Origin of the sequence: Desulfoscipio geothermicus DSM 3669, assembly GCF_900115975.1 — a bacterium.
Lineage (GTDB): Bacteria > Bacillota > Desulfotomaculia > Desulfotomaculales > Desulfallaceae > Desulfoscipio > Desulfoscipio geothermicus.
Map to the genome: position 1 here is coordinate 1 of NZ_FOYM01000014.1, position 22,559 is coordinate 22,559.

Here is a 22,559-nt window from a genome sequence, read left to right on the forward strand (position 1 = left end):
GGAGAAGCCTCCGGGCTTGTCCCGGAGGAGGTTGTGCGGGCGGCAGCCCGCACTGGATGTCGGACACCCTGCCGAGAGGCAGGGCAGGCCGGCGCTGCGCAAGTGGCAAGCGCGGCAAAGGGTACATCTAGCGCGCTCCCGTGAGGGACGTGACGGAGGAGAGAGGGGTAACCGAGAGGTCCCTATCCGAAGTGTGCAGGTTGAAAGCGCAACGCTGAATGCCAAAGCGGCGGGGTGAGTTGGGGACGCTGCGACCTCTGCGGAACCCAAAACCTGCGCTACGGTGAGGCTAGTGAGACACCCTAATGGGGAAACCCGGGGCAAACTGAGTAGGCTGAACCTACGGGCAAGGGTGAGGCAGCCCTGTAAGCCACTGAAACGGGGTATGCGGCTCATCACGTGGAGGGTGAGACATGCACGCTGCAGCCAGTGTGGGTGACCCGTCGAGGTCTCCTGGTTACCACCATTAAGGCTAGCGGATATGCAGAACCTAATGAGGCACCCAGCCGAAAGGTGGGAAAACGGACAGGGGGAGCTAAGTCCCTGGTTGGTGGACATGGGCATATAAGGGAATCCGAAATTGCCCGTGTGCCAGGAGAAGTCAGAGCGCCTTCATAGTAGCGAAGTAGCTCCGAGACCATAACTCGGTGTGAAGTGAAGGAAGGCGTCGTTACTGAAAAGTTGATTCAGAAGCAGACATGCTAATTGGTAAGTCTCCGTCGTGAAACACTGCCAAGATGGTTCTGCTTGCGAGGAGACGCTCGAACTTGAAGTGGCACAATCTTTATGGACGCTTGCTCAGTTATCAACGGTTGTATGAGGCATGGCTAAAAGTTAAGGCGAATCAAGGGGCTGGTGGAGTGGACGGAATCAGTCTGTCCGCATTTGAAAGCAAACTGGAAGAAAATCTCCAAGAGCTTTTTAGCGACCTCAAAGCCAAGGCTTACAAGCCATTGCCAGTACTCAGGCGCTACATTCCGAAACGAAACGGCAAAAAGCGCCCACTCGGCCTTCCATCTATTCGGGACAAGGTCGTACAACAGGCGGTCGTTGATATACTCCAACCTCTGTACGAGACGGAGTTTCACCCGGCCTCTGTCGGCTTCCGACCTGGAAAAGGTGCGTTCAATGCTTTCGGGCGCATCATCCACTTGATGGAACAAGGCTATGTTTGGGTATATGATGCTGACATCAAGGGTTACTTTGACTGTATAGACCATCGAATACTCCTGGGGATTATGAAGCGAAGGATTGCCGACCGTTCCATTCTGGACCTCATCTGGCAGTGGTTAAAGGCTGGAGTCGTAGAGAATGGCGTGAGAAGTTTCTCAAAGGCAGGTTCTCCGCAAGGCGGAGTCATTTCTCCATTACTTGCCAATATTTACCTGAATGAACTGGACTGGGAACTTAATAGGGCAGGCGTGCAATTTGTACGTTACGCTGATGATTTTCTGGTCTTTGCTAAGGATGAAGAAGGCGTCAAGCATGGAGAAGCTATCGTACGGGATGTCATGAGAAGATTGAAACTCGAACTCTCAGCCGAGAAAACGAATACTTTGCACCTGATGGAGAAACGCACTTTCAACGGAAGGACAATTCCCGAGCTAGAATACCTTGGAGTGGCTATTCAAGGATGGTTTCGGAAACGAGACGGAACTTGGAGTTTTGGACTCAGATGCACTTCCGATGCCATGAAGGCTTTCCGAGAAGCTATCAAAGAGCAAACTCCGAAAACTCACACGTTAAGTTTGGACGCATTAGTAAAGAGAGTGAACCCGGTAATTCTAGGCAAGGCAGCATATTGGGCGCAGGCCGCCAAGGCGGTGCAGGTGTACAAATCAGTCCGAGGCCAGTGCCGCTGTGCCACAGCACTCCTTGCTCAACAGGCGACCAGGCTAGATGCATATGTCCGTCAGCGTATTCGGCGCTGCCGCCTACCTCAGCGTGGTGGCGGCAAGACGTACAGGAGAGTTAACACGCTCAGCTCAATCTACACCCATGAGTGCTTTGTGGGGGCGGGGCTTCAATACGCCGAGAGAATCATTTGGGATGCAGCCACTGGCCTGTCATTGACAGATGACGAGCACTTAGCTATCATCCGTCAGCGCAGGACAAAGGTAGCATCAGCCAAGCGGCAGCGCAAAGCTGGTGATACAGTATACTGGGCCAAGCGGGCTGCAGCATACGAGCGAGCACAGAAACGCATCCGCAAGTTCGAGAGTAAGTAACGTAGAGCGGTTTGCGGGAAAACCGCACGAGCCGTTCATTGAGGGGCTGGCCTTGTAAGAGGTCGGCCTACTCTATCATGAATCAAATTCAAAAACCCTAATAGACGTTGATTTTAAATAAAAATAATGCTTCTGTATTTTTTGATATAATTCATTAAGTGTATAATCTGCTTCTCTTAAATACTTTTCATAAAGATTATTTAAAACTTCATCCCAATCATAATCTAAATAACCATTCATATGTTTACCTACTATGCCGGTACTTTTTAATTTTGAGATTAAAGCTATATGTTCTTGATCAGTCATAGCAACAAATGGTTTTGTGTATAGGTAATTTACAAATCTTATACCCATAGCAAAGCTTATAATATAACATGCTAAGTTTAGCAGTGCATATGTAAGTTTTGCGATATTGATCAAAATATGCCCGATAATTAATATTGCAACTTGATTCTGTAAAATAAAATCTGTTAACACTTTGGGGTTATCGATTTGCATGAATTGTTCACCGCACCGATTTACAGCATATATTAACAAAAACAAAATAGAGATTACCTTAATTATTTTCCAGTAATCCCAAAAGACTTGTTTGCCGACGTAGTAAAAGTGTTTGATATATTTTGGTGCCAGGTTAGATAATCTAGTTATCCTTTCTTGCGTGAAAAAGGTGCTAAGTTCAGTTTTTATATTTAGCATTGTTAATCATTCCCTTCATTTCCCAAAGTCTCCGTAGGTTGCAAATTTCGGGCATCTCGCCTCTCTCGTAAGACCATCTTAATAAAATAAACACCCTACAAATAAAGTAAGGTGTTAATGCGAAATCACTTTTTTGCTAAAAGGGTTTCAGTCGTCAATATTTAATATTTTTTCTTATTCTTGGCCAGACGCTTAAATATCAACTTCTTTATCCTATACCATTTGCCCGTCGATAATCGTAAGGCACAACAATGGTTAATGAAGAATCATTTACGTATACGAAGTCTTTTGGGTTTTTTGTATAAAGAGGATAAGTTGATGCTGTGGCTGCTATGTAACAGTCTTCAATATGCTTTTCCCGGTATTCCGCGGATTCTCTGGAGTAGAGTGCTGCTATCCTACCGATACGCTCGTCCACAGACAGAATGGTACTAAACATCGGTAAAACTTTGTTTATTCTTTCTTCTTCTTCGCAAGAGATATAAGGGTACTGTAGCAATTCTTTTAATGTTACCACCGAAAAGAATATATCCCGATCATCCTGGATCAATTGCTCAATAAGGGTTACGGCAGATTGCTGGTCAAACATAGCTCTTTCATTTTTCGGTCGGGACTTTCGTTGGGATCTTAAAAAATCAACGGCTATGTTTGTATCCAATAATACCCCACTCACCTATTATCAAAGAACGATGTGTCCTTACCTTCCCACAGGCCCACAAGTGAACGGAATGCTTTTAATCTTCTCTTAATTCGAGCCTCTTTAGTTTCAAACTTGGTACTAATGCTATTTCCTTTAATTTTTATTACAATCTTTCTCCCGGATGATTTTCTTGAAACGATTCGCTTTGGCATAATACTTCACCTCTTACTACAAGTATAACTGATCTCTGACTCTTTAGACAGCCCTCAATTTTAGATACATAATTAAAATATTGATCATATAAGAAGTTGCCGTGAATCATGCTGGCCATCATCTGTGATTGTACTTATTAGCCGGTGTTTCTCAATAAAATACTCCAAGTCAGATTCCCTGATCCGGATCTGTCCACTGGGGAGTAGATAGAACGTCAAAAGTTTTTTTTAACCACCGCCAGATCGTTACCCCACTCACGCCCAGCCTCTTTGCCACTTCCGACGGTGTCAAAAGCCTATCATCTTTTTCCGCCAGGGCGGTGGCTTTTCTCGCCAGGTCTGTGAATGTATCCGACGGAATAAAATCCTTAATATACTTCAATTCTTTAAGAAAACTTTTCAGCCTATTATTCAAACGGTTTCACCTCTTTACAACGTGTTTCATTTATTGCATCATATCTCCGTAGGCTGCAATTTTTTAAAACTTTTTATCTGCCCAATCAATGTCCTCGTCAATTGTTTTAAGAATGAGCATTATGTTTTTTATTTCCTCCCTTGGGACCGCAAATTTATTTATTAAAGCATTAACTTCGTCAATGTGATTTTGGTAATACTGAAGCAGCTCCGGTACATCCGCAATCGATTCTTTAATAAATTTTTCCATTTACTCCTCCTTCGGTATTTGATGGTATTTTTACTAATCAGTTAACAAAATGTTGATTATACGCCTGCTTTTTTCGCTCCAGCGACACCCGCGCATAAACCTGGGTTGTATTCGGTGAACTATGACCCAGTAGCGCCTGTATGTCTTCCAGCCTGGCACCGTGGTTGACCATAGAAGTGGCCATGGTGTGCCTGAATACGTGTGGGTGGATATTTTTATTTATTACCACCCGTGAGGCAATTTTTTTGAATATCAAATGGATTGACCGTTGTGATAATCGTTTGGGCTTACCCCTCTCCGTCACAAAAAGAGCTTTTTCAGTATCTTGACGGCTGTCAAGGTATTTTTTAAGCGCGTGGGCTGCCCGGGCACCGATAAACACCACTCTTTCCTTGTTTCCTTTTCCGATAACCGAAAAGCATCTCTCTTGCCAGTCAATATCCGACCGGTTAAGGTTATGTATCTCGGCCAGCCGGCACCCGCTGGCGTAAAAAACTTCGAGCAACGCTTTTTCCCTCAGGGTATGACAACCCTCCCGAAGAATTTCTAACTCATCAACGCTCAGCGCTTTGGGAATGCGCTGTTCCAGTTTAGGCAACTTGATTTTCCGGGTGGGATCAAAACTAATAAGTTCTTCCGTTATAAGATAATCAAAAAATGTTCTCAGCACGCTGATGTAGTATCGAATGGTACTTATTTTTAATTCCTGACAACTTGAAAGCCAGTTCCTTATATCCCCCGGAGTAATCTTGTTTACAGGCTTTTCAGTGTATGCCCCGAAATTTAAAATGGTTTTGCGGTAATTCCGTAAAGTCTTTTCGCTAAGACCTTCCATTTTCTTGGCCAGGAGAAACATATTCATTTTTTGTGATATATCCGGGTGTGTTTCTCCAGTGGCTATTTTCTTAATTTCGTATTGGCTCAGTAAATCATGTAGTTTTTCTTTGATTTTTTTTTCACCAGACGTACAAATAACGGTTATTTGATCAATTAAGGTGTCAAGCATATCAACTCACCTTTTTAAGTGGATCTTCACCATTTTTTCAGGACTGAAAATAAATAAAGAACAAAGACCTTGGTGAATACACCAAGTCTTTGTTCTTTAGTGGGTAGTACCATGATTCTGTTAATCTCGTCTGCGTTTCAACCATTTACCGATATTAACATCAGCACTAACTTTCATTTGCTCAGGCGTTCCGGACACAAAATAGTTAAGGTTGGTTTTAATTTGTCCACCTTCAGCGTCCCCGAAAGCCAATAATTCATCTACTGTCATTACTTCGCAAAAATCAAAGACATTTTTGTTTAAAGCAGGCTTAAATTCACGATCCCACTTATCTTCATCGTTATAATTTTCCACACCGGCCGGTGCGTTAATGGAAACGTTACCATAAGCCGTTACGGTGTCTAAAGTGGCGATACCATCGTAAATTGAGCCATATGAAATATCAGGCTCAAAGCCGCTATCCCTTATTGTCCTATAACCACTTCCGTGGGAACGTTTCTCCTTAATTATTGCCGTTTCAAACTCACCAGGTAGGTACTTTGTTTCGCCGGGTTGCAATATAACGTCCCATTTAACCGGCAACCTTGCATAGTCGCTATCAGCGGTTTCGTGCCTGTAAACTACCTGTAGATCTTTGCAATTCATGATAAATTGTGAATTATTCAGGAATCCTTGGTTTACTTTATAGGTGTCAATGAAACGGTAAAGGAGTTTTTCAGTGTACTTCTCTTTAGTTTCTTCCACTCGCTCACCGATATGCTTGATAGTAAAGCCATCGATTTTGCTATACCCGCTATGAGGGAGCATAAATATATACTTTTCCGTGCCATCTTTTTGGGTTACAGAATCGTAATAATATCGCTGCCCGTTAATATTTATTGTTCGACCAGCTTTGTCATAAGGGTTATTAAAATATTGTATTAACTCGCGATTTGTAAATTGATCTTCGTAATACTGATCCAAATATCTTCGTATCCGACCTTCATAATTAGCGATAAATATACGATAATTGGAAGTGTTTGACAACATACCTTTAAATTCATCTATTGAATTTGCAAGCCAAACTTTGCAGAATACCATAGGTCCCACAGCTCTCATGTTGCTTATATCCTGTTCGCTGGCCGGTTTCCCTGGAGATCTATCATCTATGGCAATTGGCCGGTATACCTCTACCCGACTCCAGGTATAGCCAGGTACGGTTTCATATACAGGCTTGCCAATAGTCCAATCTTCGGGATCGTCGGGAACCCATTTCATAACTGTTTTGAACGCTGGCTTCAACACAAATACTTCCTGGTCGTCTTCGTTTTCTTTGTACCACTGCGGGGCACCAAACTGTAAACCTGTAGCATCGCAAAAATAAAATACCCGGTCATAATCGTCCGCCGGGGGTTGGTACTTGTATTCATCCGGCGCGTAGGGGTCGTAATTTTCTTCAATATGAACAACTACAGATAAATAGTTTATCTTATACGGCTTCCATCCTTTCACTTTCGCATCTTGCGGTAATTTAACCATAACCCACTTGGTTTCTTTGGCTCCCAGGTTTACAAATACATCCCTTGATTCAGGTATGAAAGTTCTAACCTTGGCTTTTACGGCCCAATCGTTGGGATTGTATATCGGGATAATTATCTGCCGCCATTCCTCGCGGTTAAGATAATCACCGAAAGGATAATAAACTTGTTTGGGTTCCCTTGTACCCCACTTGTAATGTGAAAGACTTTCGTTCATATACCTTGGCGACGGATAGACTTCCGCAGGATACAGGTATCGTTTGGGTTGGGAGGGGTCTTGAACACGCTTGGTTTCATACCCGATGAGAACCTGCCTTTCCTGCTCAACGAATTTACCCTCGTTTAAGTAGGCCCAGCCGGTTTTGTTGCCTTGCTGGTCGCATTCAACCAGCACTTGGGGAGAATTTTTCGGAAAAACCCAATATCCAAACACCTCTGTCCCGTCGGTTAGAGTATGCCAGGAGGGGCGTTCTACCGGTAGTGATCTGGATACGTCTTCATTCGGTACTAGCCTGGCCCTTACTTTAACATTTACTTCGGCTTCTTTATATGGCAGTTTTTTAACTTCCGGCAGCCATACTTTTTCTTTGATTGTTTCGTATATCGGCTCTTGTACTTCCATCGCCGGGTAGTATGAGGCGTAGTGGCTTTCTTCCCTGGGGGTTGTATTTTCGGTTATGTTATGGCTTTTTTCTAATGTGTTGTTATCATAATTTGACTCGTCTAATAGTTCGCCCGATTCCAGTTTAAATTGCCTATCTTTCCAGCCATTTTCCCAGATACGGTTAATTGCTATCACGGGGGTTGTACCCTTACTCGCTGTATATACCCAACCGTCATCTTTGTCTATATAGACTGTTCCTCCAGGCTCCATAAAAACAAATTTGCTGTCCCGCAGCTGGTAGTTGCCTGCTGATTGCTTAACGTAAAAACGAAGTTCTGCAAACCCAGGCTTGTTGTAATAGCTTCTAAATACGGCGGCTACTTTGTAGGTTTCGCCTTCTATGAGTGCATCGGCCATACGGCTTCCTGCGCTGTTATACAAGTTCAGGTCCATGGCGGCCAGGTCAACGTCGCCGCTGGGCGGCTCATTGCTGCCGCTGTTGCCGCCGGTCATTTCCGACGTTAGTACGTTGTCCGAGTAGGTTGTTTCCATTGCCCCGTCTTTGCCGTAAATTTTGTAGTATTCACCTTTAAGTTGGAAGTCGGCTTGTGTTACCAGCGGTTCATTTACCCATTTGCCGTCTATATAGTTTCTATTGACCGTGACAATCAGGGTGAAGTCGTTTTCGGGCAGAGCGTAACCGAACTCCCAAAATAACGTGCTGGCTACCTGGTTTTGCGCCAATTCAGCTTCCTTGCTTGCCACCAGTTGCGGTTCGCCGCCTTTTTCCTGGATGAAGGCCCGCAGGTGGGTCTTGTCTTTAACCGTAGTGAAGGGGGTTTGGTTGATAAGCTGGACTGTCCATTTTTCTTCTTCGCCCGGGTTCCTGGCCACCTTCTTTTGCTTCAGCCCGATCAGGGCCAGGTTATAGTTATAGTTGATATACACGTCTGTGTTTACCTGGACATTGCCTTTATGGGTGACCAGGGCCTTGGCGGCATCGGCGGTCAGTAAGGAGCTGCCCACCTGGCCGCCTTTATCGCCTTTCAGGTAGGTGGTGGCGTAATAGAAGCCTTCGTAATCGTTGCCGTCTTTGCCTACCCAGGCGACGCTGTAATTAGGTGGTCTATTATATAGCTTATAAGGATCTTTGGTTGTTGCATCGTCCGGGCCGGGTGTTAGTTTGCCTATAACCGGGGCGTTGGGATTGTTCTGTATTTCCACGTTTGTATCCATCGTGGTAGCCTTGATATACGGGTTTTCCCTTAAGCCGTTGTGGATTAAGAAATAATCAATATTTTCAGCGGTGGCTATTTGAAATTTGGTGCTTTTTAAAATGGCGTATGCGAAGGGGTCATTTTCGCGAAGGTCTTTTTCTACTGCCGCTGTATAACCGCTGTTAAGCTTGCCGGGTAAGCAGAATACCGGCATGTAACTGCCATGGATAGCATAATTGTTATACATAACGCCACCGTCGTTTAGAAATATACGGACATATTGGTTGTGTGTGTTAACACGGCCCGGGTAAGGACTGGGTAATGGATCTGACCATCGTTTTTCGTATTTAGCTTGTGCCAAACCTGTGGGCAGCAAAAAAAACATAATAAATAGAGAGAAAAGTAATATCTTTTTCACGCTTACAAACCTCCTCCGTTCTTTTAAATTGAAAACGGCTCTCTAAAAATAAAAAGCCGGGGTTTTTAATCACCCCGGTGAGAAGTACATTGTTTAAATTTTTTTCAAGTCTATCATTGCCCCGGCGCCTTTCTTTACAAATTCAAATACCTTATCCCTAAACTCCTGTGGCAGTCTTCCGGTTATAGCCCCCGGTTTCCAGATGCCAAGCAAGAAGAAAACTGCCAGCAAAATTTCATAAAAACGCAAAAAGTTATGGTAACCACTGGTCTTGAATATGTTATCGGACTGAGAAAAATAAAAGACTGTATCCATGAATCCCTTGCCCTCGGATACGACAGAAATTTTAAACATGCCGAATACCACAGCGACAGTGGCCACCAACTTGAAAATAATGCGCAGGTCGGGCAGGTTCTCGTTGCTACTGACTTTTAAATAGACAACAGCCCAAATTGTAAGAAATACCAGCAGGCTGGAAAAATTGGATATGCCGGCGATTACGCCCAGGCCGGCCAGGCCGATAAGATACCCGGCCAGGGCAGCGTAATTGATGTTCTTGGCCTTCTCGACCAACCACCAGATAACGCCTGCAACAATCATCATCCCCTGGCCCAACCGGTAAGTGAAATCACTAAGCAGGGTTAAAGAGTTGCCCAAGAAACTCCCGCCAATGAACATTGAAGCAGCGTTTTGAATTAGTTCAACGGGTATAATTAAAAGCGGGCTGAAAACAAAAATAATAAGGCCGGTTGTGCCTATAATGGCCGCCATGATAAACGGTATATGGATGATTAGAATATATAGCCAGTTTAGAAAAACTTGCACCAAAACTATACCCAAAATCGCAATCAACATGAGCTCGGCACCGGACAGGATATTACCGGTATTTCTCAAGTAAAAAGGCAAAAGTAGCAGGAACGAAACCAGGTAAAGGACTCCCAGGAACAGGCCGGCATCCTTGATTTTAAAAGCCATTCGCGGCACAATTAAATCTTCATGGTTCATGTAAACACCTCTCCTTTGTTAAATTTCTTATGCACCATTATCAGTAATAAATTTTTCCAACTCCCCCCTTTTTTCTCTAAAAAAGTGACTATAAAAAGAAAAGGCGGGATTTAATCCCGCTTAAATTTTATTAAAGCTCACAAACCATAAGTTTTCGTAAAGAGGAGGTTCTGGAGGCCCTATGCTTGCAGCAGCGTTAAAATTAAACGCTGACAATAAAACTGCATTTGGATTACCATCTATAAAATATTTGCCGTTTTTAACATAGAATTTACCATTCAAGCTATCTTCAACAACATGCCCGTCCTTTTCCCATACCAGTTTTGCGGTATCACCGCCATCTTTTAATTCAACATATCCCGGGCTCCAATATCCTTCTGCCCCGTAAATCCTTAAAGTTTTGGATTTTGGGTCATACTGAAACGCTTCTTCCGGGGCTCCGAAGGCAGTTAATAGGACTTTTATGTTTATCGGGCCTTCATCAAAACGGTTTCTGGGTTCCGGTGTAAGGTAATCCGGCAAGGTTTCTTCCCAGCGCCGCGGTTCACCACCATCAACAGTAACGTAATAATCACCGCTAGATCCGTGTACTACAAGTGCCGGGTCATAATTCCAAAACACTACCTTCTTGGAAGAAGGCATAAAGCCCATTATCATGGCCCGGGGCTTCTCGGGAAACTCAATGTCAGGCCGCTTGAAAACCGTGTTTTGAGGGATTTCTTCCACCGGCGGCAGTATCACTTCAGGCGTTTTGGCCCCCTGGGGCACTATGGCCACCGTTCGGGTTTTATCGTCCCACTTTACCGCGTACCCAAACGCCTCGGCAACCCACCGGGCCGGCAGGTAGGTTCTGCCGTCCCTGATCACCGGCGCGACATCAAGGTCGCTGCCCTCGGATATGATTTTCTTTGCTATATCCACCGCGTTATCTTCGCCATTTCTGACCAGTATCTTTTTAACCCCCACTACCAGGTAGACACCGGTGTCGTCCCGGGTTAAAGTGACCAGGCGCAGGAACTTGTTCCATTCAACCTTGATGCCAAACGGTTCGCTCATGTAACGTACCGGAACGTAGGTACGTCCATCTTCGATAAACGGTTTGGCGTCCATTTCTTTTAGTTGATCGTCCAGTTGATAGGTGCTGCTGTCTATGGTAAAGATTACGGAGTGGTTGTCGGCGGCATCAGCCGGCCTCAAACCGGGTACGAAAATAACCATCAGAGCGACAATTACAACAAACAAAATAAATTTTTTCAAGTGATCACACCCCTTCGGTTTCTTGAGCAGTATCCAGCGGACTTTCCCAGTGTATGGCCAGTGCTTTATCTTCCTCGACCATCAGGTCAACATACATACCTTTCTTTAATTTGCTGGTTAAGTCAAATGCCGTTCCGGGCTTTGAAAGAATGTCCATCCCCTCCTGGATGGTAGTGTTTGAATCAATCTTAATAGTAATTTCTTTGCCTTCGAACTCCTTGTCCCCGCTATTTTCTACTTTTATGGTTAGCTCATTTGGCTTAACCGCAAGCACCTTGCCCGACCGGACCATCTGGTTAAGTTTCTCCTGGTGCTCTGTGGCCGCTTTTTTTAGTTTAACCTCCGGCATGTAATCCGTGAAGTACCAGTGGCCGCAAACGCCGCTAAATGTGCCGACTATGAAAGTTAAAATTGCTATTAAGATTGTTTTTCTCACTTAATGGTCTCTCCCTTCTTATTAGACACAATTTCCAGAACTAATGTTCCAAGTTTTGATCATCATGGTAACATTTTTTAATAGTTATCGTTGGATTTTGGACCTTGCTTGCAAATCGAAATAATGGAATGCTGAAGATCATCACTACTCCAAAAACCAAAAGCAGTATTAAAATTGGTATGCCTACAGCAGTAAGTATTAATAATGTGGTCAGTTTCAATGTTAATATCACCTCACATTCTTGTCCTGTTATCGCTCCCTACAAAATAAGAAAACCGGAGTTTACCAGCTCCGGTTGTTGACATTATATGTTAAACTTAATAATATTGTGTTAACAAGGAATATTGGTAATACGGCGTGTGCGCCTCGTCTGTCGGGGTTTCGTTTTAGGCCCCTGAAGTTGCTGGGATCAACTTCAGGGGTTTTTAACTACTGCCGCCAGTCCGTTATTCGGGCGACGAGGGTGAGAAAAAGGGTGACGGTTGCGACAATCTGTACTACATCTGAAACTGAAAACATTTTTACCTCACCCCCTTTCGAGTTGTTAAATCCTCATTTTTCCGCAAAATCAGATTATCTTAGCATATAGTAGAGCAAAACCCCGGATGTCATTACTGCCGTGGCACCTGTAGTAAAATTTAAAAAGATTTGCCTAAAATTGTTTGTTGCTCCTATCCATCGTACTACGGCTTTGGTAGTCTCATAACCTGCTACGGCCAGTATCGAAGCTGCAACTAAACGACCGTATTCTGCTGCAATTGGTGCTCCTGTAGGTGCTTCTGTAGGCAGTTCAGCCAGTTCCGCATATAAATAGGCGCAGTGGCCAGAAACAAATAATACCCCTAGCAATAACCCGTGGCATGCGATGGATATAAGATTAATATTCGGTCGAGAAAAAGTTTTGTCCGACAGAGCAGCAAAACCCAACTGTATGACATAAATGATACTGCCAAAAAATACGAAGAAAGATGACACATATTCACCCCCTACCTGTAACAATTTGGGTAATTAATCACATCCCGCTCCTTGCAAAATAAGAAAACCGGAGTTCATCACTCCGGTTATGTTTAACATGCTGTTTCTGGTTGATACTGGTATGGAACTACAATTTCTAAATTCGGATGCGGGACGTACTTAAAATCGCCAGGATTACGTGTGTATAAAGGCAATTTGAATGTTATCGCTGTTGCAGCTATATAGCAGTCTTCAATGTGATAGTCACGATATTCGGCTGATTGGCGAGATAGTATACCGGCTATGCGTGATACTTTAGAGGTTGTGGGTAAAATACGATAGAATGTTGGTAACAAGTTAATTATTCTTTCTTCCTCCTGTTTAGATATATAGGGATATTGAAGTAATTCTTTTAGAGTATGACAAGAAATATACCTAGTAATTCGTTCATCGATAAGCCAGTTAACTAACTCTATAGCTTTTTTTGAATTGTAAGCATATTCCTTGTTTTTAGGGCGAGATTTTCTATAGCTTCTAAGTAAATCTATCAAAATATTTGTATCTAATAATACTCCGTCCATATTACTACCTTTTATCAAAAAAAGATGTGTCTTTTCCTTCCCATAAACCTATTAGTTCTTTTAATGCTGCTTTCTCTCTTTTGATTTTCAGCTTATCGAGAGGAGTTAAAAACTTTTTGCGTTTTTTTTTGATTAAATCACCTTTAGCTCCGTACGTTATTTTTACTGATTTCATATTCATCACTCCGTTCACTAAACGTCAAGAATATTGTATCTATCAAAATTTAAGATTATCTTTTTCAAATTATAACCCATCATTTGTATTACCACAACCTTCTTTGACTTAATTAATTATTCAGTGGGATTTACAAAAAATGCTCTACTCGTGCTATCAATGTAAATTGGAACATGGTTTGAATCACTGAAACTACGCAAAACCGGCGCAAAAAAACCGGGTTTCATCCAGACCCGCGCCCGGGTATAATAACTGTCTTCACCTACCGGGTAGCCTTCCCAACCGGCTTTTTCAGCGTCTGGAGTTTCATCAAGGGTAAAATACCCGCCCTGGTTTGCCCAAAAACTTGGGCTGCCGTTAAGTAGGGCAGTTTTCAAGGCTGCCTCTTTTGCTTTTTCAGTATCTATTTCGATGTGATACCCCGTTATTTTTTCTTCAATTCCAATCGGGTTACCCGCATCATCAGTTACAGTCTGAACTTCTTTTTCAGGTATTACTTCTGCCGTCATGGCCCCGGCCAGTGACGAGGCATCGACCAGGGTTTGAAGCTGCGCCCGGGCGATTAAAAATCGACCTGTATCAAGCATGAGTGCTGCCAAAATTAAAAGCAGTGGAATTGCTATTGCTGCCCACAAAACCAATGAACCGCGTTGATTATTAATTATGTGGTTCATAACTCACTCCATCCTACTGAAAATAATCGTAAATATGGATAATTGATTCACGGTAGTAATCTGCTGTTACATGTATCAATATTGGAAATATAATCAAAGAAATAGCAAGCACAGCCGCAACCAGTACAAATTGATTTTGAAACAAACTGTCCAGCAAGATCATTTCTTTCAAATCATGTCTGTTAGGTAAGCGTATTGTACTAAGAGAAGATGATAACACATTGACCTCGGCATTCCTGTTTTTGTATAGCTCCAAATATTCACTGTTATCAAACCATAGTTTTAGTTTTACCAAATAACAGTGTTCCAAATGCTCTTTGTATGTGCCATTATATTTATCCGTATATTTGAAATCATCATAGTCAACAAGTCTGAATCCTTTTGTTTTCAACTGCTGTACTAGTGAATCTTTAACTGATTGACTGACCTGGCATAGTTTTAATGTCGGTGCCAGGTATTTTTCATTTATTGGGCAGGGAGCCCACTTGGAATAATATTCGTATTCAAGATTATATTTGGCAGCAAGTTTTCTGCAGATCGCCATATTGGGCACATATATATCGCAGGTGTTTGTTTCCTTGTTCTGGTATATATAAAAATTTTTGAGCATCCTAATCTTCCTCACTAATTTCAAACTCTTTTTTGAACACCGCGCTACCGGTGACAGTAATGGTATTCCCCCACCCCTCGGCATCGTGGTTTATGAGTTTGGGCAAGTTGGGAACGGCTATCGGCACTTTAAAACTCACATTGGCCAGACAGTGGGTACCGCCGCTGTCGGTCGGCACCAGGGCTTTATTAGTAATAACGCCGTCCGTCAATGTTACGTTGTACAGTTCTTTATTGTTGCTCAGTGTCCGGCCCAATACATGTTCCGTTACTGCAAGAGCCTCTTCTTTTTCATGTGTAATGGCATATGTCCTGGCTGTTTCCCTGGCTGCTGTTTGTGCCGCGTTTTTGGCTATCACTACTTGCCCCCATGTAAGCGCTCCCAGGATAAAAAACAAAATCACGGGAAATATCAGCGCAAATTCCAGCACCATCGAACCCCGTTTGTTTTTTTAAAATAACCAATTAAATGCCTCCCTTATAATAAGTCCGGGTAAAAAGAATGGAGCCAAAGGTAAAGCAAAAATCTTACCTTGTGCTTTTAGTTGCTGGATATAAAGTTTAATATTACCTTTAAACAGGTACTTAACGGTTAAAAGGTTCTGCGTGACCAATTCTTTAAATTGCCCTTTCAAAGCCATATACAGGCTAATAGCAAGGGCACAAAGGGCCACTCCGTAAAAAATCACCTCCGAACCTGTTTGATAACCCAATATTGCGCCCAATGCGGCCGATAACTTAATGTCCCCGTTACCCATAAAACCAATGATGCTGAAAAGAACGGTAAGCATAAAACAACCCAACAAGCCGGCCAGCGCAATTTCAGGTTCCTGACGATGAATCAAGAACCCGGATATAATACCGGCCAGGACAAGATAATTGGGTATGCGCCGGTACCTGATATCTGTCCATGAAACCCAAGTTAAAAGCAGTAAGCATGATATAAATGATACCGTCATAAAACACCCCCTCGAATAAAACAAAAAAGGTCACCCGGTAAATACGAGTGACCCTTGGTTTTTTATTCCATGTTATTATTGCCCTCATCCAGCCAGTTACCAATATTCTTGAAAGACTCGCTCGCTTTGGGTCCGAAAATCTGGTAGCCGGCTATAAAAAGGCCGATTAAAACAGCCACAATAGCGGCAAACTGGAGCACATCGCCCCTTTCATCTTTGATAAATTCTTTAATGGCTTTCATCAATAATTCCCCCTATGAATTGTAAATTTTAATTGTTTCCAGAATAATAGGCATAACTACAAAGCAGACCGTTGTTAATATAGCCGACAGGACAAGATAAACCGTAACTTTGGGTTTTAACTTGGATGCCTTTGTGAACAACTCCAATTCTTTTCTGTTTCGGAAGGTACGGTTCAGGTCCCGGAGGTAATTAGCAATGGCAGATCCTTTTTCGGCGTGTTTAAGTACGAGGGCCAATTCATCCGCCTCGGCTAGATTGTACCTGGCAGCCATATTGGAAAACACAAAGTGTAACGGCTTTCCAAGGCGTACCTGATCTATGACGTTTTTCAACTCCCGGGCCAGCAGGGTTTCCCCTTCGGCGGACCATTCCAAAACCCTGACCGGCATCAGACCGCCGGTTGCAGCAATTTCCATTCTCCTGCTTAAATTGATTAAATCCTCTCGAAAAGACTCCCGCCCCCTTTCTGCGTCTGCCTTAATTTTTGCCCATGGAGCCACAACAGCGGCGAAAGTAAATAGCATAACTATCCACGGGTCGATTACTCCTCCAAGACAAAGACTCAAGGCGCTTACCAAGACCAGACCGACAAAGGCTGCCATAATGCCGACAAAATCAATGGCCTGCAGATTGTATGGTCTACCGGCTAATTTTAGTTTGAAGTCGATTTCCTCCATGTTCAGGTTAATACCGACAGCAATTAACAACCGGTTTGTGATCCTGTATAATTCCTTGATAATATCCTTTTTGTTCTGTGGTTTGGATGTTAACAGTATTTCAAAAATTGAATGTCTTCGGTAAGAAATAATACCCAGGCCAAAGCAGGCCACAGAAGCAAATACGGCAAGCGTAAAATAGAACATTTTTACCAACCCCCGCGCAATGTAATAACCAGTTGCCTGAACAAAGCCGCCGACCACCCTATAACCACCGCGAGAACCCCCGGGTTTTTGTACGAAAACAGCGCTAACATCATGGAAATCAGAATTTCCGCCAACCCCGCGACAAGTGTTCCGGTTTTGTTTCCGAAACAACTCTGAATCAGGGCGCGAATGATTATTCGGCATAAAAAAAGACCTATCAGGGCGATTACAATACCTCCGATTATGTCACCAATGGACCATGAGAGATGTTCAAAAAAATATAACGCATCGTTATATGAAGAAATAATCTCCAATAAAATCACCACCAACCCGGTGCTTTACAAGTTCCTGGCCTGTTTAATCATGTACTGCGTTATTGACCAGCAGATTACGACTATAACTGTTCCCACGAGGTATATGGTCGGGTTTTCATGCAATGTTTGCCAGTGAACGCCCTGGCGGTCCATCAACAACAAAAGAAAAAGCCCCAGCGGGAAAATATGGGCCAGAAGTGCTGTGTATTTAATTTCCGAAACATTGGCTTTGACCTGCATCATATACCTTTCTCTGAATCTTACATGTTCTGCAGCTGATTCCAGTATTTCGCCGGTATTCTCACCCCCGCCCAGTTCGCTGATCACGCGTACTGTTTGGGCAAGTTCTTTCAAGTCGGGCAGGTTGAATTCTGCGATAGCTTTTTCAATGGCCTGGTGCGCTGTAAACCCGTGATCCACACCATCCACGATGTATTGAAATACCGTACCCGCCGGTGCGGGAAATTCATTTGCAATATGTTTAAAACCATCATATAGTGTGCCGGTTCTCGCGCAAACGGCCAGGGTCGTTGTAACCCGCGGCAGTTGCTTTTCAAAAGCTTTTTGGGTTTGCTCGTTTTTAAATTGAATGAATAACCGTGGAACGGTTATAACACCCAGTATACCGAACACAATGCTCAGATAACCGTTTATTGCAAAGCCCAGTACAATGCCAACGGCCGCGCTTAGTATGGCCACCTTCTGCACTTCTTCGCGATTATGACTGTATTCCTCAAGCCTCCAGACATTATCCCAAAAATTGCTTTTATTATTTGACCGGCTTGTCTTGCCAAATAACATTTCCTTGAATATTGATGTCCTGCCCCGATAGATTATTCCCGCGCCCAAGCATAAGATTGACAGAAAAACAGAAACGCAAAGCAAAAATACTAACAAAAGTATGCCCCCTTTTAAAAGCCCTGCCGGGAATTAGTTTTCGTTTGCCGGCAGCAATAACAGCGCGATGGATTTTCCGTCACTTTGGGCGCTTAAAATATTATCGGCCTCTTTTGGTGTTACGGCTAATACCACTGCCTTTGATTCCTCCCGGGGTACGGCTAAAACAGTCACATCTGTACCTACCTTTACGGTCTGACCTTTAACTGAAGCCATAATATCCACTGCATCTCCCGGCCGGATGGTTTCGCCCACCGTTGTTTCTATGCCAGAGGGTATAGCCAGCGCCACTCTACCTTTCATGGCGGCGAGCTTGGCGGGAATGCCGGCCTTTGAGACCGGTTGGAACATTGATTTTCTAAGAATTGTGCCGGCCGGTATATACCCCTTTGCGCACATGTTCGCCAGTTCGGCGGGTTTTAATATAGTATCGCTCTGCAGCGCTCCCCTGGGGGTTTTGCCCAGCACTACATTATGGGGAGTGGCGGTTTCATCGGGATGTATGTCTGTGCCGGCCACCGCCACGTATACCATCCGGTTGACGTTGTTGTACCCGTACGCAAATATAGCTGCCGCTATTAAGGCAAAAACAACGGTACCTATAAAAAATAATTTATAGTTCTTCATTTTAATGATCTCCTTTTCTACCTGAGATTGTAAATATTTGCTGCGGCACGGATATTTTCCGCCTGGCCATTTTCTCCAATGCTCGCCTGGGAATGTATCCCGTGGGCACCATTTCATCGCCCCGGCGCACAAAAATATCTTTTGTCTCCACGGGTTCTCCATTGGAAATTTGCACTTCGGAAATGTGAGTGCAGACACGCTTTTCCGTTTGGGTTGCAGGGTCGTACTCTTTCCCCATTTGTACTATTAAATCTATTGCGGAGCTGATAATAAGATTTCGTGTAGCTTGATCCATGCCGGCGGCTTCAGGTGATTGGCCCATTAGCATTGGTATTTGTACCCGGACGGTATCCAGCGGTGTTTCAGAGTGCAATGTGCCCATTCCGCTCTGTCCTGTGGCCATGGCACGCAGCAAATAAAAAATAGCACCGTCCCTGACCTCGGCGATAAGTATTCTGGTTGCCCTGGTCTGTAGGGCGTGCTTTAGTATGGTACCAATACCGATTTCACCTTTACCTTCAATATTGGGCTGTCTCGCCACATAGTTGCGCAAATACGGGTGTTTTAAAGGACATTCCCTGACTTCCTCCACCAGAACGGGCAACTCCAGTTGATCGAACTCGTGACCGAGCACAGCGATCAAAGTGGTTTTACCCGCACCCATCGGGCCGGTAATCATTACGTTCAAGCGGCCTTTCGCAGCCAGCTTGAGAAATAAGGCGCCTGCGGCCGAAAAGGTGGCTGGTACCATGCTGTCGATATTGCCTATATATACGAACTTCCTGATGGCCAGGTACACGCCATCCCCCAGCGGAGGTATGGATACAGCCACCCGGTGACCTTCCGGTAGAGTTAAAGACACAGACGGGGTTGACTCGTCTATCTTGCACCGTCCCAGATAACACAGCCGTTCAACGAATAGTCTCAAGTGCGCTTTACTCCGAAACGTAATGCCAGTGGCGGGGATTAGTTCACCGTCCTGCTCGTATAGGATTTTATCGTAGTCAGTAACCACAATATCAGTTACAGTCGCGTTATCCATTAGTTCCTGAAGCGGCCCGTAGCCTGCCAGTTCGTTGCGTATCTGGCGGGCTATATTAACCCGATCGGTATAGCTCAGGTTGCGGTTTTGTGTCAAATGATTGGATATTTCATCTTCCAACTGGTTACCGTCAAGCTCCTGGCCTTTCTTATAAAGGTTTAATATGTGTTGGCGGCACCCTTCCACCACTTCTTCCATATGTCCGTATATTTTATCTTCAGTTTCTTTTTGCCGCCGCTGGCGTAAAATATCCGAAGTTCCGGGTAATGATCTTTCCATAGACTAATTCCCACCCTTTTTAAACGTGAATAAGTTTGTAAACAGCTTTTTAAAAAATCCTTTTTGTTCGATTTGCGTTGACTGAGTAAATAACTCACGGGGGAAGAAGTGACGCAGAAACTTTTCCATCTCCCTTGTAAACGGCGTGTCGTGTGCGCCCAAGTACGGTACCCTTGACCTGCGGGACAGCATTTCGTATACTTCGTTATCCCGCGGCAACTGGTGTCTCACGGGAAAACCGCCGGTCGCTTCAGGTATGGATTCATTGAGCTTGAAAGGGTCCTTACCGGGCGGGACTTTATTTGCAACCAGTGATATATTCGGATCACCGTTAATATATCTGATGGTATCCGTGGTGAAATCAACCAGGTTATCCAGTACGGGCAATTCCGGTGAGAACACTATCAGCAGTTCATCTGAGTTTTCCATGGCTGATAACGTAGGATCGCTTAAAGTGTTCCCACCGTCTATCAGTATCACGGCAAAATGGCGACGTAATACATCAATGGTTTTTTGCACCAGGTCATATGTTAATTTATTATCCGTCATTCCCCTGATCGGTGGCAGAATATAGAGGTTTTTACGTATTTCAATAAGGTAAGCTAACACAACATCCCGGTTGCCGCGCATCTGCCACGGAAAGTCGCTCCAGGCCGACAATGTTTTCTCCCGTGGCCGCGGGCCGTTATAATGATCGTCTTTTTTAATCGAAGTAATTATTTTTTCTTTAGCATCTGCGAGATAGCCAAAATAGCGAATCACATCGCCATAGGCCCTGTTTATGTCAAGGTCTAAAACCACCACCTTGAGATTGGTGACTGTCGCTATACTCTGGGCCATAGATACTGTGAGCACTGTTTTGCCGGGATTGCCGCCTTTTTGACCAAAAACGGTGATGACTTTTTTATCGACCGGGACTCCGCGGTTTGATAGTTCTCTCCGGCGCACTTCATCTATCCTGGCGTTGCTGCCGGTTGAATCGTCTTCGTTTTCATCCAAATCTTCAAATAAGGTTTTATCCTTATTGTTTCTTACTGCACTGTGTTTAATTAGCTCAGGGCGCTCAGCGAAGTATTTATTGATGGTCTCCAGTTCAAAGCCTTCCCGGGCCAGTTTTAATTTATATTGCGCCCATTTTCGGTATGCCGTGGCCATGTCGTCAACGGACACAAAAATAACGCTTTGAACTTCGTGTCTGGTGGCTACATCAATCATTAGCTTAATTTCGTCGTCTGAAAATCCCAAAAGGACGGCATCTGCGCCCTTGGCGCTGTTTTCAAGGGCCTCCACTGCCTGGGATGGTTCAGTGGCCAAGTTGATAATCCTTATTTGCGAATAATCATTATTTTGCCTTTCGATCCGGTCTGTAAATTCTCTCGGACCGGCAAGTAAAAGTTTTATCATATGAACATCTCCCTATGTCTGAATTTTTGCAGCCAGTTTACCCATGCCCATGGCTATTGTTTCACTTTTCTTATATGCTGGTTCCCCGGATGCCAGGGCTGCGTAACAGCCTTCAAAGTCGGTTTTAATTGTAATGACGTTTTGCCCCAGTATGTCTTCTACAATCTCTGTGCCGATGTCGGGTATGGCTTTGTTGTATACAAAAAGTGCGTTCTTTATTGCAGCAGGTTCAATGGATTGGACCACGTCACTGTCTATAACCACGACGGTTTTATCAGCTTCAACTGACTGAATATGCTTGTAATCAGGCTGAGGCGAAAAGTCTACAACTACCCATCTATATTCTTTGCGCAGTATATCAATTAGTGGGCCAATTTTATCTGAGTTCAGCTTCCATACCGGAGCAGGCGGCACATATAGGTCCCAGTATTCTGTTTGGGCCAGTAAAAAACCGTCTTTTTTATCAAATTGAGGGTTGCCGCAGTGATGTTTTGCATTTGGCGGAATACCCAGGTCAACGACGGCAATTTTGCCGCCATTTTCGTGCAGTAGCATTGCAAGGCTGGTAGTGATCGTTGTGGTACCTACCCCACCTCTAAAACCTCTAACGGCTATAACTTTAATTCTGTTTGTTACGGGTGCAGGGCCTGCGGATTCTTCTTCATCTTCAAAAATAAAAACATCCTCGTCATTGTCGTTGGCGAGAATGTTTTGTTGAATGCTTAAAATTTTTTCAATTATAGCATTTACAGAAAGACGTTGGCCGGCAGGCAGCAGGAAGATATTATCTTCCGGTACACCGGCTTTGGTAGCTCTGTTACTGAATGCAATTCCAGTTTTATCAGGCGTGCCGGCTATTACTATACAATTTTGAGGGGTTACAAGGTATTCCGTTGGGTCGTCTATACCGCCGGTTTTGTTTTTGCGAATGACAATTGATATAATACCTGGCTCCTTATAGTTTTCCGTTAATGTTAATCCTGTTTCATTGGCAATTCTGTCGGTAAATTTTTGCGGTAACATGCTAAATAACTTCAT

At 44.0% G+C, this 22,559-nt stretch carries 25 protein-coding genes; 2 read left to right on the forward strand and 23 right to left on the reverse strand.

Annotated elements, in window-relative coordinates:
* Nucleotides 1-238 (forward strand): hypothetical protein (locus BM299_RS09540; RefSeq protein WP_207545111.1); only part of this gene is annotated, 238 nt, incomplete at its 5' end.
* A gap of 529 nt (nt 239-767) precedes the next feature.
* Nucleotides 768-2,228 (forward strand): group II intron reverse transcriptase/maturase, encoded by a 1,461-nt coding sequence (ltrA, locus tag BM299_RS09545; RefSeq protein ID WP_165608156.1) that lies wholly within the window; start codon nt 768-770, stop codon nt 2,226-2,228.
* Nucleotides 2,229-2,303: 75 nt separating this feature from the next.
* Here the strand turns inward: ltrA and BM299_RS09550 are convergent, their stop codons facing one another.
* The 23 genes from BM299_RS09550 to BM299_RS09660 all read right to left on the reverse strand — a co-directional run bounded on the left by BM299_RS09550 (nt 2,304) and on the right by BM299_RS09660 (nt 22,559).
* A complete protein-coding gene (locus BM299_RS09550) occupies nt 2,304-2,726 on the reverse strand; it encodes a hypothetical protein (RefSeq protein WP_131820631.1) in 423 nt (140 codons plus the stop codon).
* A gap of 406 nt (nt 2,727-3,132) precedes the next feature.
* The gene (locus BM299_RS09555; protein ID WP_245779717.1) at nt 3,133-3,582 is read right to left on the reverse strand and encodes a PIN domain-containing protein; all 450 of its coding nucleotides are present in this window, start codon (nt 3,580-3,582) and stop codon (nt 3,133-3,135) included.
* Nucleotides 3,583-3,945: 363 nt separating this feature from the next.
* Entirely contained in the window at nt 3,946-4,191 is a 246-nt protein-coding gene (locus BM299_RS09565; protein WP_092483417.1) for a helix-turn-helix transcriptional regulator, read from the reverse strand.
* A 63-nt stretch (nt 4,192-4,254) separates the two neighbouring features.
* The gene (locus tag BM299_RS09570) at nt 4,255-4,440 is read right to left on the reverse strand and encodes a hypothetical protein (protein WP_092483419.1); all 186 of its coding nucleotides are present in this window, start codon (nt 4,438-4,440) and stop codon (nt 4,255-4,257) included.
* A 37-nt stretch (nt 4,441-4,477) separates the two neighbouring features.
* The gene (gene xerA / locus BM299_RS09575; protein WP_092483420.1) at nt 4,478-5,446 is read right to left on the reverse strand and encodes a site-specific tyrosine recombinase/integron integrase; all 969 of its coding nucleotides are present in this window, start codon (nt 5,444-5,446) and stop codon (nt 4,478-4,480) included.
* A gap of 120 nt (nt 5,447-5,566) precedes the next feature.
* Nucleotides 5,567-9,031 (reverse strand): hypothetical protein, encoded by a 3,465-nt coding sequence (locus BM299_RS09580; protein ID WP_131820632.1) that lies wholly within the window; start codon nt 9,029-9,031, stop codon nt 5,567-5,569.
* Nucleotides 9,032-9,295: 264 nt separating this feature from the next.
* Complete coding sequence (locus tag BM299_RS09585; RefSeq protein ID WP_092483424.1) at nt 9,296-10,207, reverse strand: hypothetical protein; 912 nt, start codon at nt 10,205-10,207, stop codon at nt 9,296-9,298.
* A gap of 120 nt (nt 10,208-10,327) precedes the next feature.
* Nucleotides 10,328-11,464 (reverse strand): copper amine oxidase N-terminal domain-containing protein, encoded by a 1,137-nt coding sequence (locus BM299_RS09590; protein WP_092483426.1) that lies wholly within the window; start codon nt 11,462-11,464, stop codon nt 10,328-10,330.
* 4 nt (nt 11,465-11,468) lie between these two features.
* Nucleotides 11,469-11,900, reverse strand: coding sequence for a hypothetical protein (locus BM299_RS09595; RefSeq protein WP_092483428.1), 432 nt, complete (start codon nt 11,898-11,900; stop codon nt 11,469-11,471).
* A gap of 573 nt (nt 11,901-12,473) precedes the next feature.
* The gene (locus BM299_RS09600) at nt 12,474-12,875 is read right to left on the reverse strand and encodes a hypothetical protein (RefSeq protein WP_092483430.1); all 402 of its coding nucleotides are present in this window, start codon (nt 12,873-12,875) and stop codon (nt 12,474-12,476) included.
* Nucleotides 12,876-12,967: 92 nt separating this feature from the next.
* Nucleotides 12,968-13,435, reverse strand: a complete 468-nt coding sequence (locus tag BM299_RS09605) for a PIN domain-containing protein (protein ID WP_092483432.1) — start codon at nt 13,433-13,435, stop codon at nt 12,968-12,970.
* Between the two features lie 4 nt (nt 13,436-13,439).
* Nucleotides 13,440-13,610: a hypothetical protein gene (locus tag BM299_RS19300; protein ID WP_165608255.1), complete on the reverse strand. Its 171-nt coding sequence runs from the start codon at nt 13,608-13,610 to the stop codon at nt 13,440-13,442.
* A gap of 116 nt (nt 13,611-13,726) precedes the next feature.
* The gene (locus tag BM299_RS09610) at nt 13,727-14,284 is read right to left on the reverse strand and encodes a Tad domain-containing protein (RefSeq protein ID WP_092483434.1); all 558 of its coding nucleotides are present in this window, start codon (nt 14,282-14,284) and stop codon (nt 13,727-13,729) included.
* A gap of 13 nt (nt 14,285-14,297) precedes the next feature.
* The gene (locus BM299_RS09615; RefSeq protein WP_131820633.1) at nt 14,298-14,909 is read right to left on the reverse strand and encodes a hypothetical protein; all 612 of its coding nucleotides are present in this window, start codon (nt 14,907-14,909) and stop codon (nt 14,298-14,300) included.
* Complete coding sequence (locus BM299_RS09620; protein ID WP_165608256.1) at nt 14,896-15,324, reverse strand: TadE family protein; 429 nt, start codon at nt 15,322-15,324, stop codon at nt 14,896-14,898. Before BM299_RS09620 ends, BM299_RS09615 begins: the two co-directional genes overlap by 14 nt.
* A 21-nt stretch (nt 15,325-15,345) precedes the next feature.
* Entirely contained in the window at nt 15,346-15,852 is a 507-nt protein-coding gene (locus tag BM299_RS09625) for an A24 family peptidase (protein WP_092483440.1), read from the reverse strand.
* A 62-nt stretch (nt 15,853-15,914) separates the two neighbouring features.
* The gene (locus tag BM299_RS09630) at nt 15,915-16,094 is read right to left on the reverse strand and encodes a hypothetical protein (RefSeq protein ID WP_092483442.1); all 180 of its coding nucleotides are present in this window, start codon (nt 16,092-16,094) and stop codon (nt 15,915-15,917) included.
* A 12-nt stretch (nt 16,095-16,106) separates the two neighbouring features.
* On the reverse strand, nt 16,107-16,958 hold the full coding sequence (locus tag BM299_RS09635) for a type II secretion system F family protein (RefSeq protein ID WP_165608257.1): 852 nt from the start codon (nt 16,956-16,958) through the stop codon (nt 16,107-16,109).
* Between the two features lie 338 nt (nt 16,959-17,296).
* Entirely contained in the window at nt 17,297-18,169 is an 873-nt protein-coding gene (locus tag BM299_RS09640) for a type II secretion system F family protein (protein WP_092483446.1), read from the reverse strand.
* 33 nt (nt 18,170-18,202) lie between these two features.
* Nucleotides 18,203-18,796: an RcpC/CpaB family pilus assembly protein gene (locus tag BM299_RS09645; RefSeq protein WP_092483448.1), complete on the reverse strand. Its 594-nt coding sequence runs from the start codon at nt 18,794-18,796 to the stop codon at nt 18,203-18,205.
* Between the two features lies 1 nt (nt 18,797).
* On the reverse strand, nt 18,798-20,117 hold the full coding sequence (locus BM299_RS09650) for a TadA family conjugal transfer-associated ATPase (protein ID WP_092483450.1): 1,320 nt from the start codon (nt 20,115-20,117) through the stop codon (nt 18,798-18,800).
* A 3-nt stretch (nt 20,118-20,120) separates the two neighbouring features.
* On the reverse strand, nt 20,121-21,521 hold the full coding sequence (locus BM299_RS09655; protein ID WP_092483452.1) for a nucleotide-binding protein: 1,401 nt from the start codon (nt 21,519-21,521) through the stop codon (nt 20,121-20,123).
* Nucleotides 21,522-21,533: 12 nt separating this feature from the next.
* Nucleotides 21,534-22,559 carry a cellulose synthase operon protein YhjQ/BcsQ gene (locus BM299_RS09660; protein ID WP_092483454.1) on the reverse strand — a complete coding sequence of 342 codons (1,026 nt, stop codon included), beginning with the start codon at nt 22,557-22,559 and terminating at the stop codon, nt 21,534-21,536.

What these genes read in the sequence shown, in the direction of transcription:
- BM299_RS09550 (WP_131820631.1), bottom strand. Translation starts at nt 2,726, where the DNA reads ATGCAAATCGATAACCCCAAAGTGTTAACAGATTTTATTTTACAGAAT.
- BM299_RS09570 (WP_092483419.1), bottom strand. Translation starts at nt 4,440, where the DNA reads ATGGAAAAATTTATTAAAGAATCGATTGCGGATGTACCGGAGCTGCTT.
- xerA (WP_092483420.1), bottom strand. Translation starts at nt 5,446, where the DNA reads ATGCTTGACACCTTAATTGATCAAATAACCGTTATTTGTACGTCTGGT.
- BM299_RS09580 (WP_131820632.1), bottom strand. Translation starts at nt 9,031, where the DNA reads ATGTATAACAATTATGCTATCCATGGCAGTTACATGCCGGTATTCTGC.
- BM299_RS09585 (WP_092483424.1), bottom strand. Translation starts at nt 10,207, where the DNA reads ATGAACCATGAAGATTTAATTGTGCCGCGAATGGCTTTTAAAATCAAG.
- BM299_RS09605 (WP_092483432.1), bottom strand. Translation starts at nt 13,435, where the DNA reads ATGGACGGAGTATTATTAGATACAAATATTTTGATAGATTTACTTAGA.
- BM299_RS19300 (WP_165608255.1), bottom strand. Translation starts at nt 13,610, where the DNA reads ATGAAATCAGTAAAAATAACGTACGGAGCTAAAGGTGATTTAATCAAA.
- BM299_RS09610 (WP_092483434.1), bottom strand. Translation starts at nt 14,284, where the DNA reads ATGAACCACATAATTAATAATCAACGCGGTTCATTGGTTTTGTGGGCA.
- BM299_RS09625 (WP_092483440.1), bottom strand. Translation starts at nt 15,852, where the DNA reads ATGACGGTATCATTTATATCATGCTTACTGCTTTTAACTTGGGTTTCA.
- BM299_RS09630 (WP_092483442.1), bottom strand. Translation starts at nt 16,094, where the DNA reads ATGAAAGCCATTAAAGAATTTATCAAAGATGAAAGGGGCGATGTGCTC.
- BM299_RS09635 (WP_165608257.1), bottom strand. Translation starts at nt 16,958, where the DNA reads ATGTTCTATTTTACGCTTGCCGTATTTGCTTCTGTGGCCTGCTTTGGC.
- BM299_RS09645 (WP_092483448.1), bottom strand. Translation starts at nt 18,796, where the DNA reads ATGAAGAACTATAAATTATTTTTTATAGGTACCGTTGTTTTTGCCTTA.
- BM299_RS09650 (WP_092483450.1), bottom strand. Translation starts at nt 20,117, where the DNA reads ATGGAAAGATCATTACCCGGAACTTCGGATATTTTACGCCAGCGGCGG.
- BM299_RS09655 (WP_092483452.1), bottom strand. Translation starts at nt 21,521, where the DNA reads ATGATAAAACTTTTACTTGCCGGTCCGAGAGAATTTACAGACCGGATC.
- BM299_RS09660 (WP_092483454.1), bottom strand. Translation starts at nt 22,559, where the DNA reads ATGAAGTTATTTAGCATGTTACCGCAAAAATTTACCGACAGAATTGCC.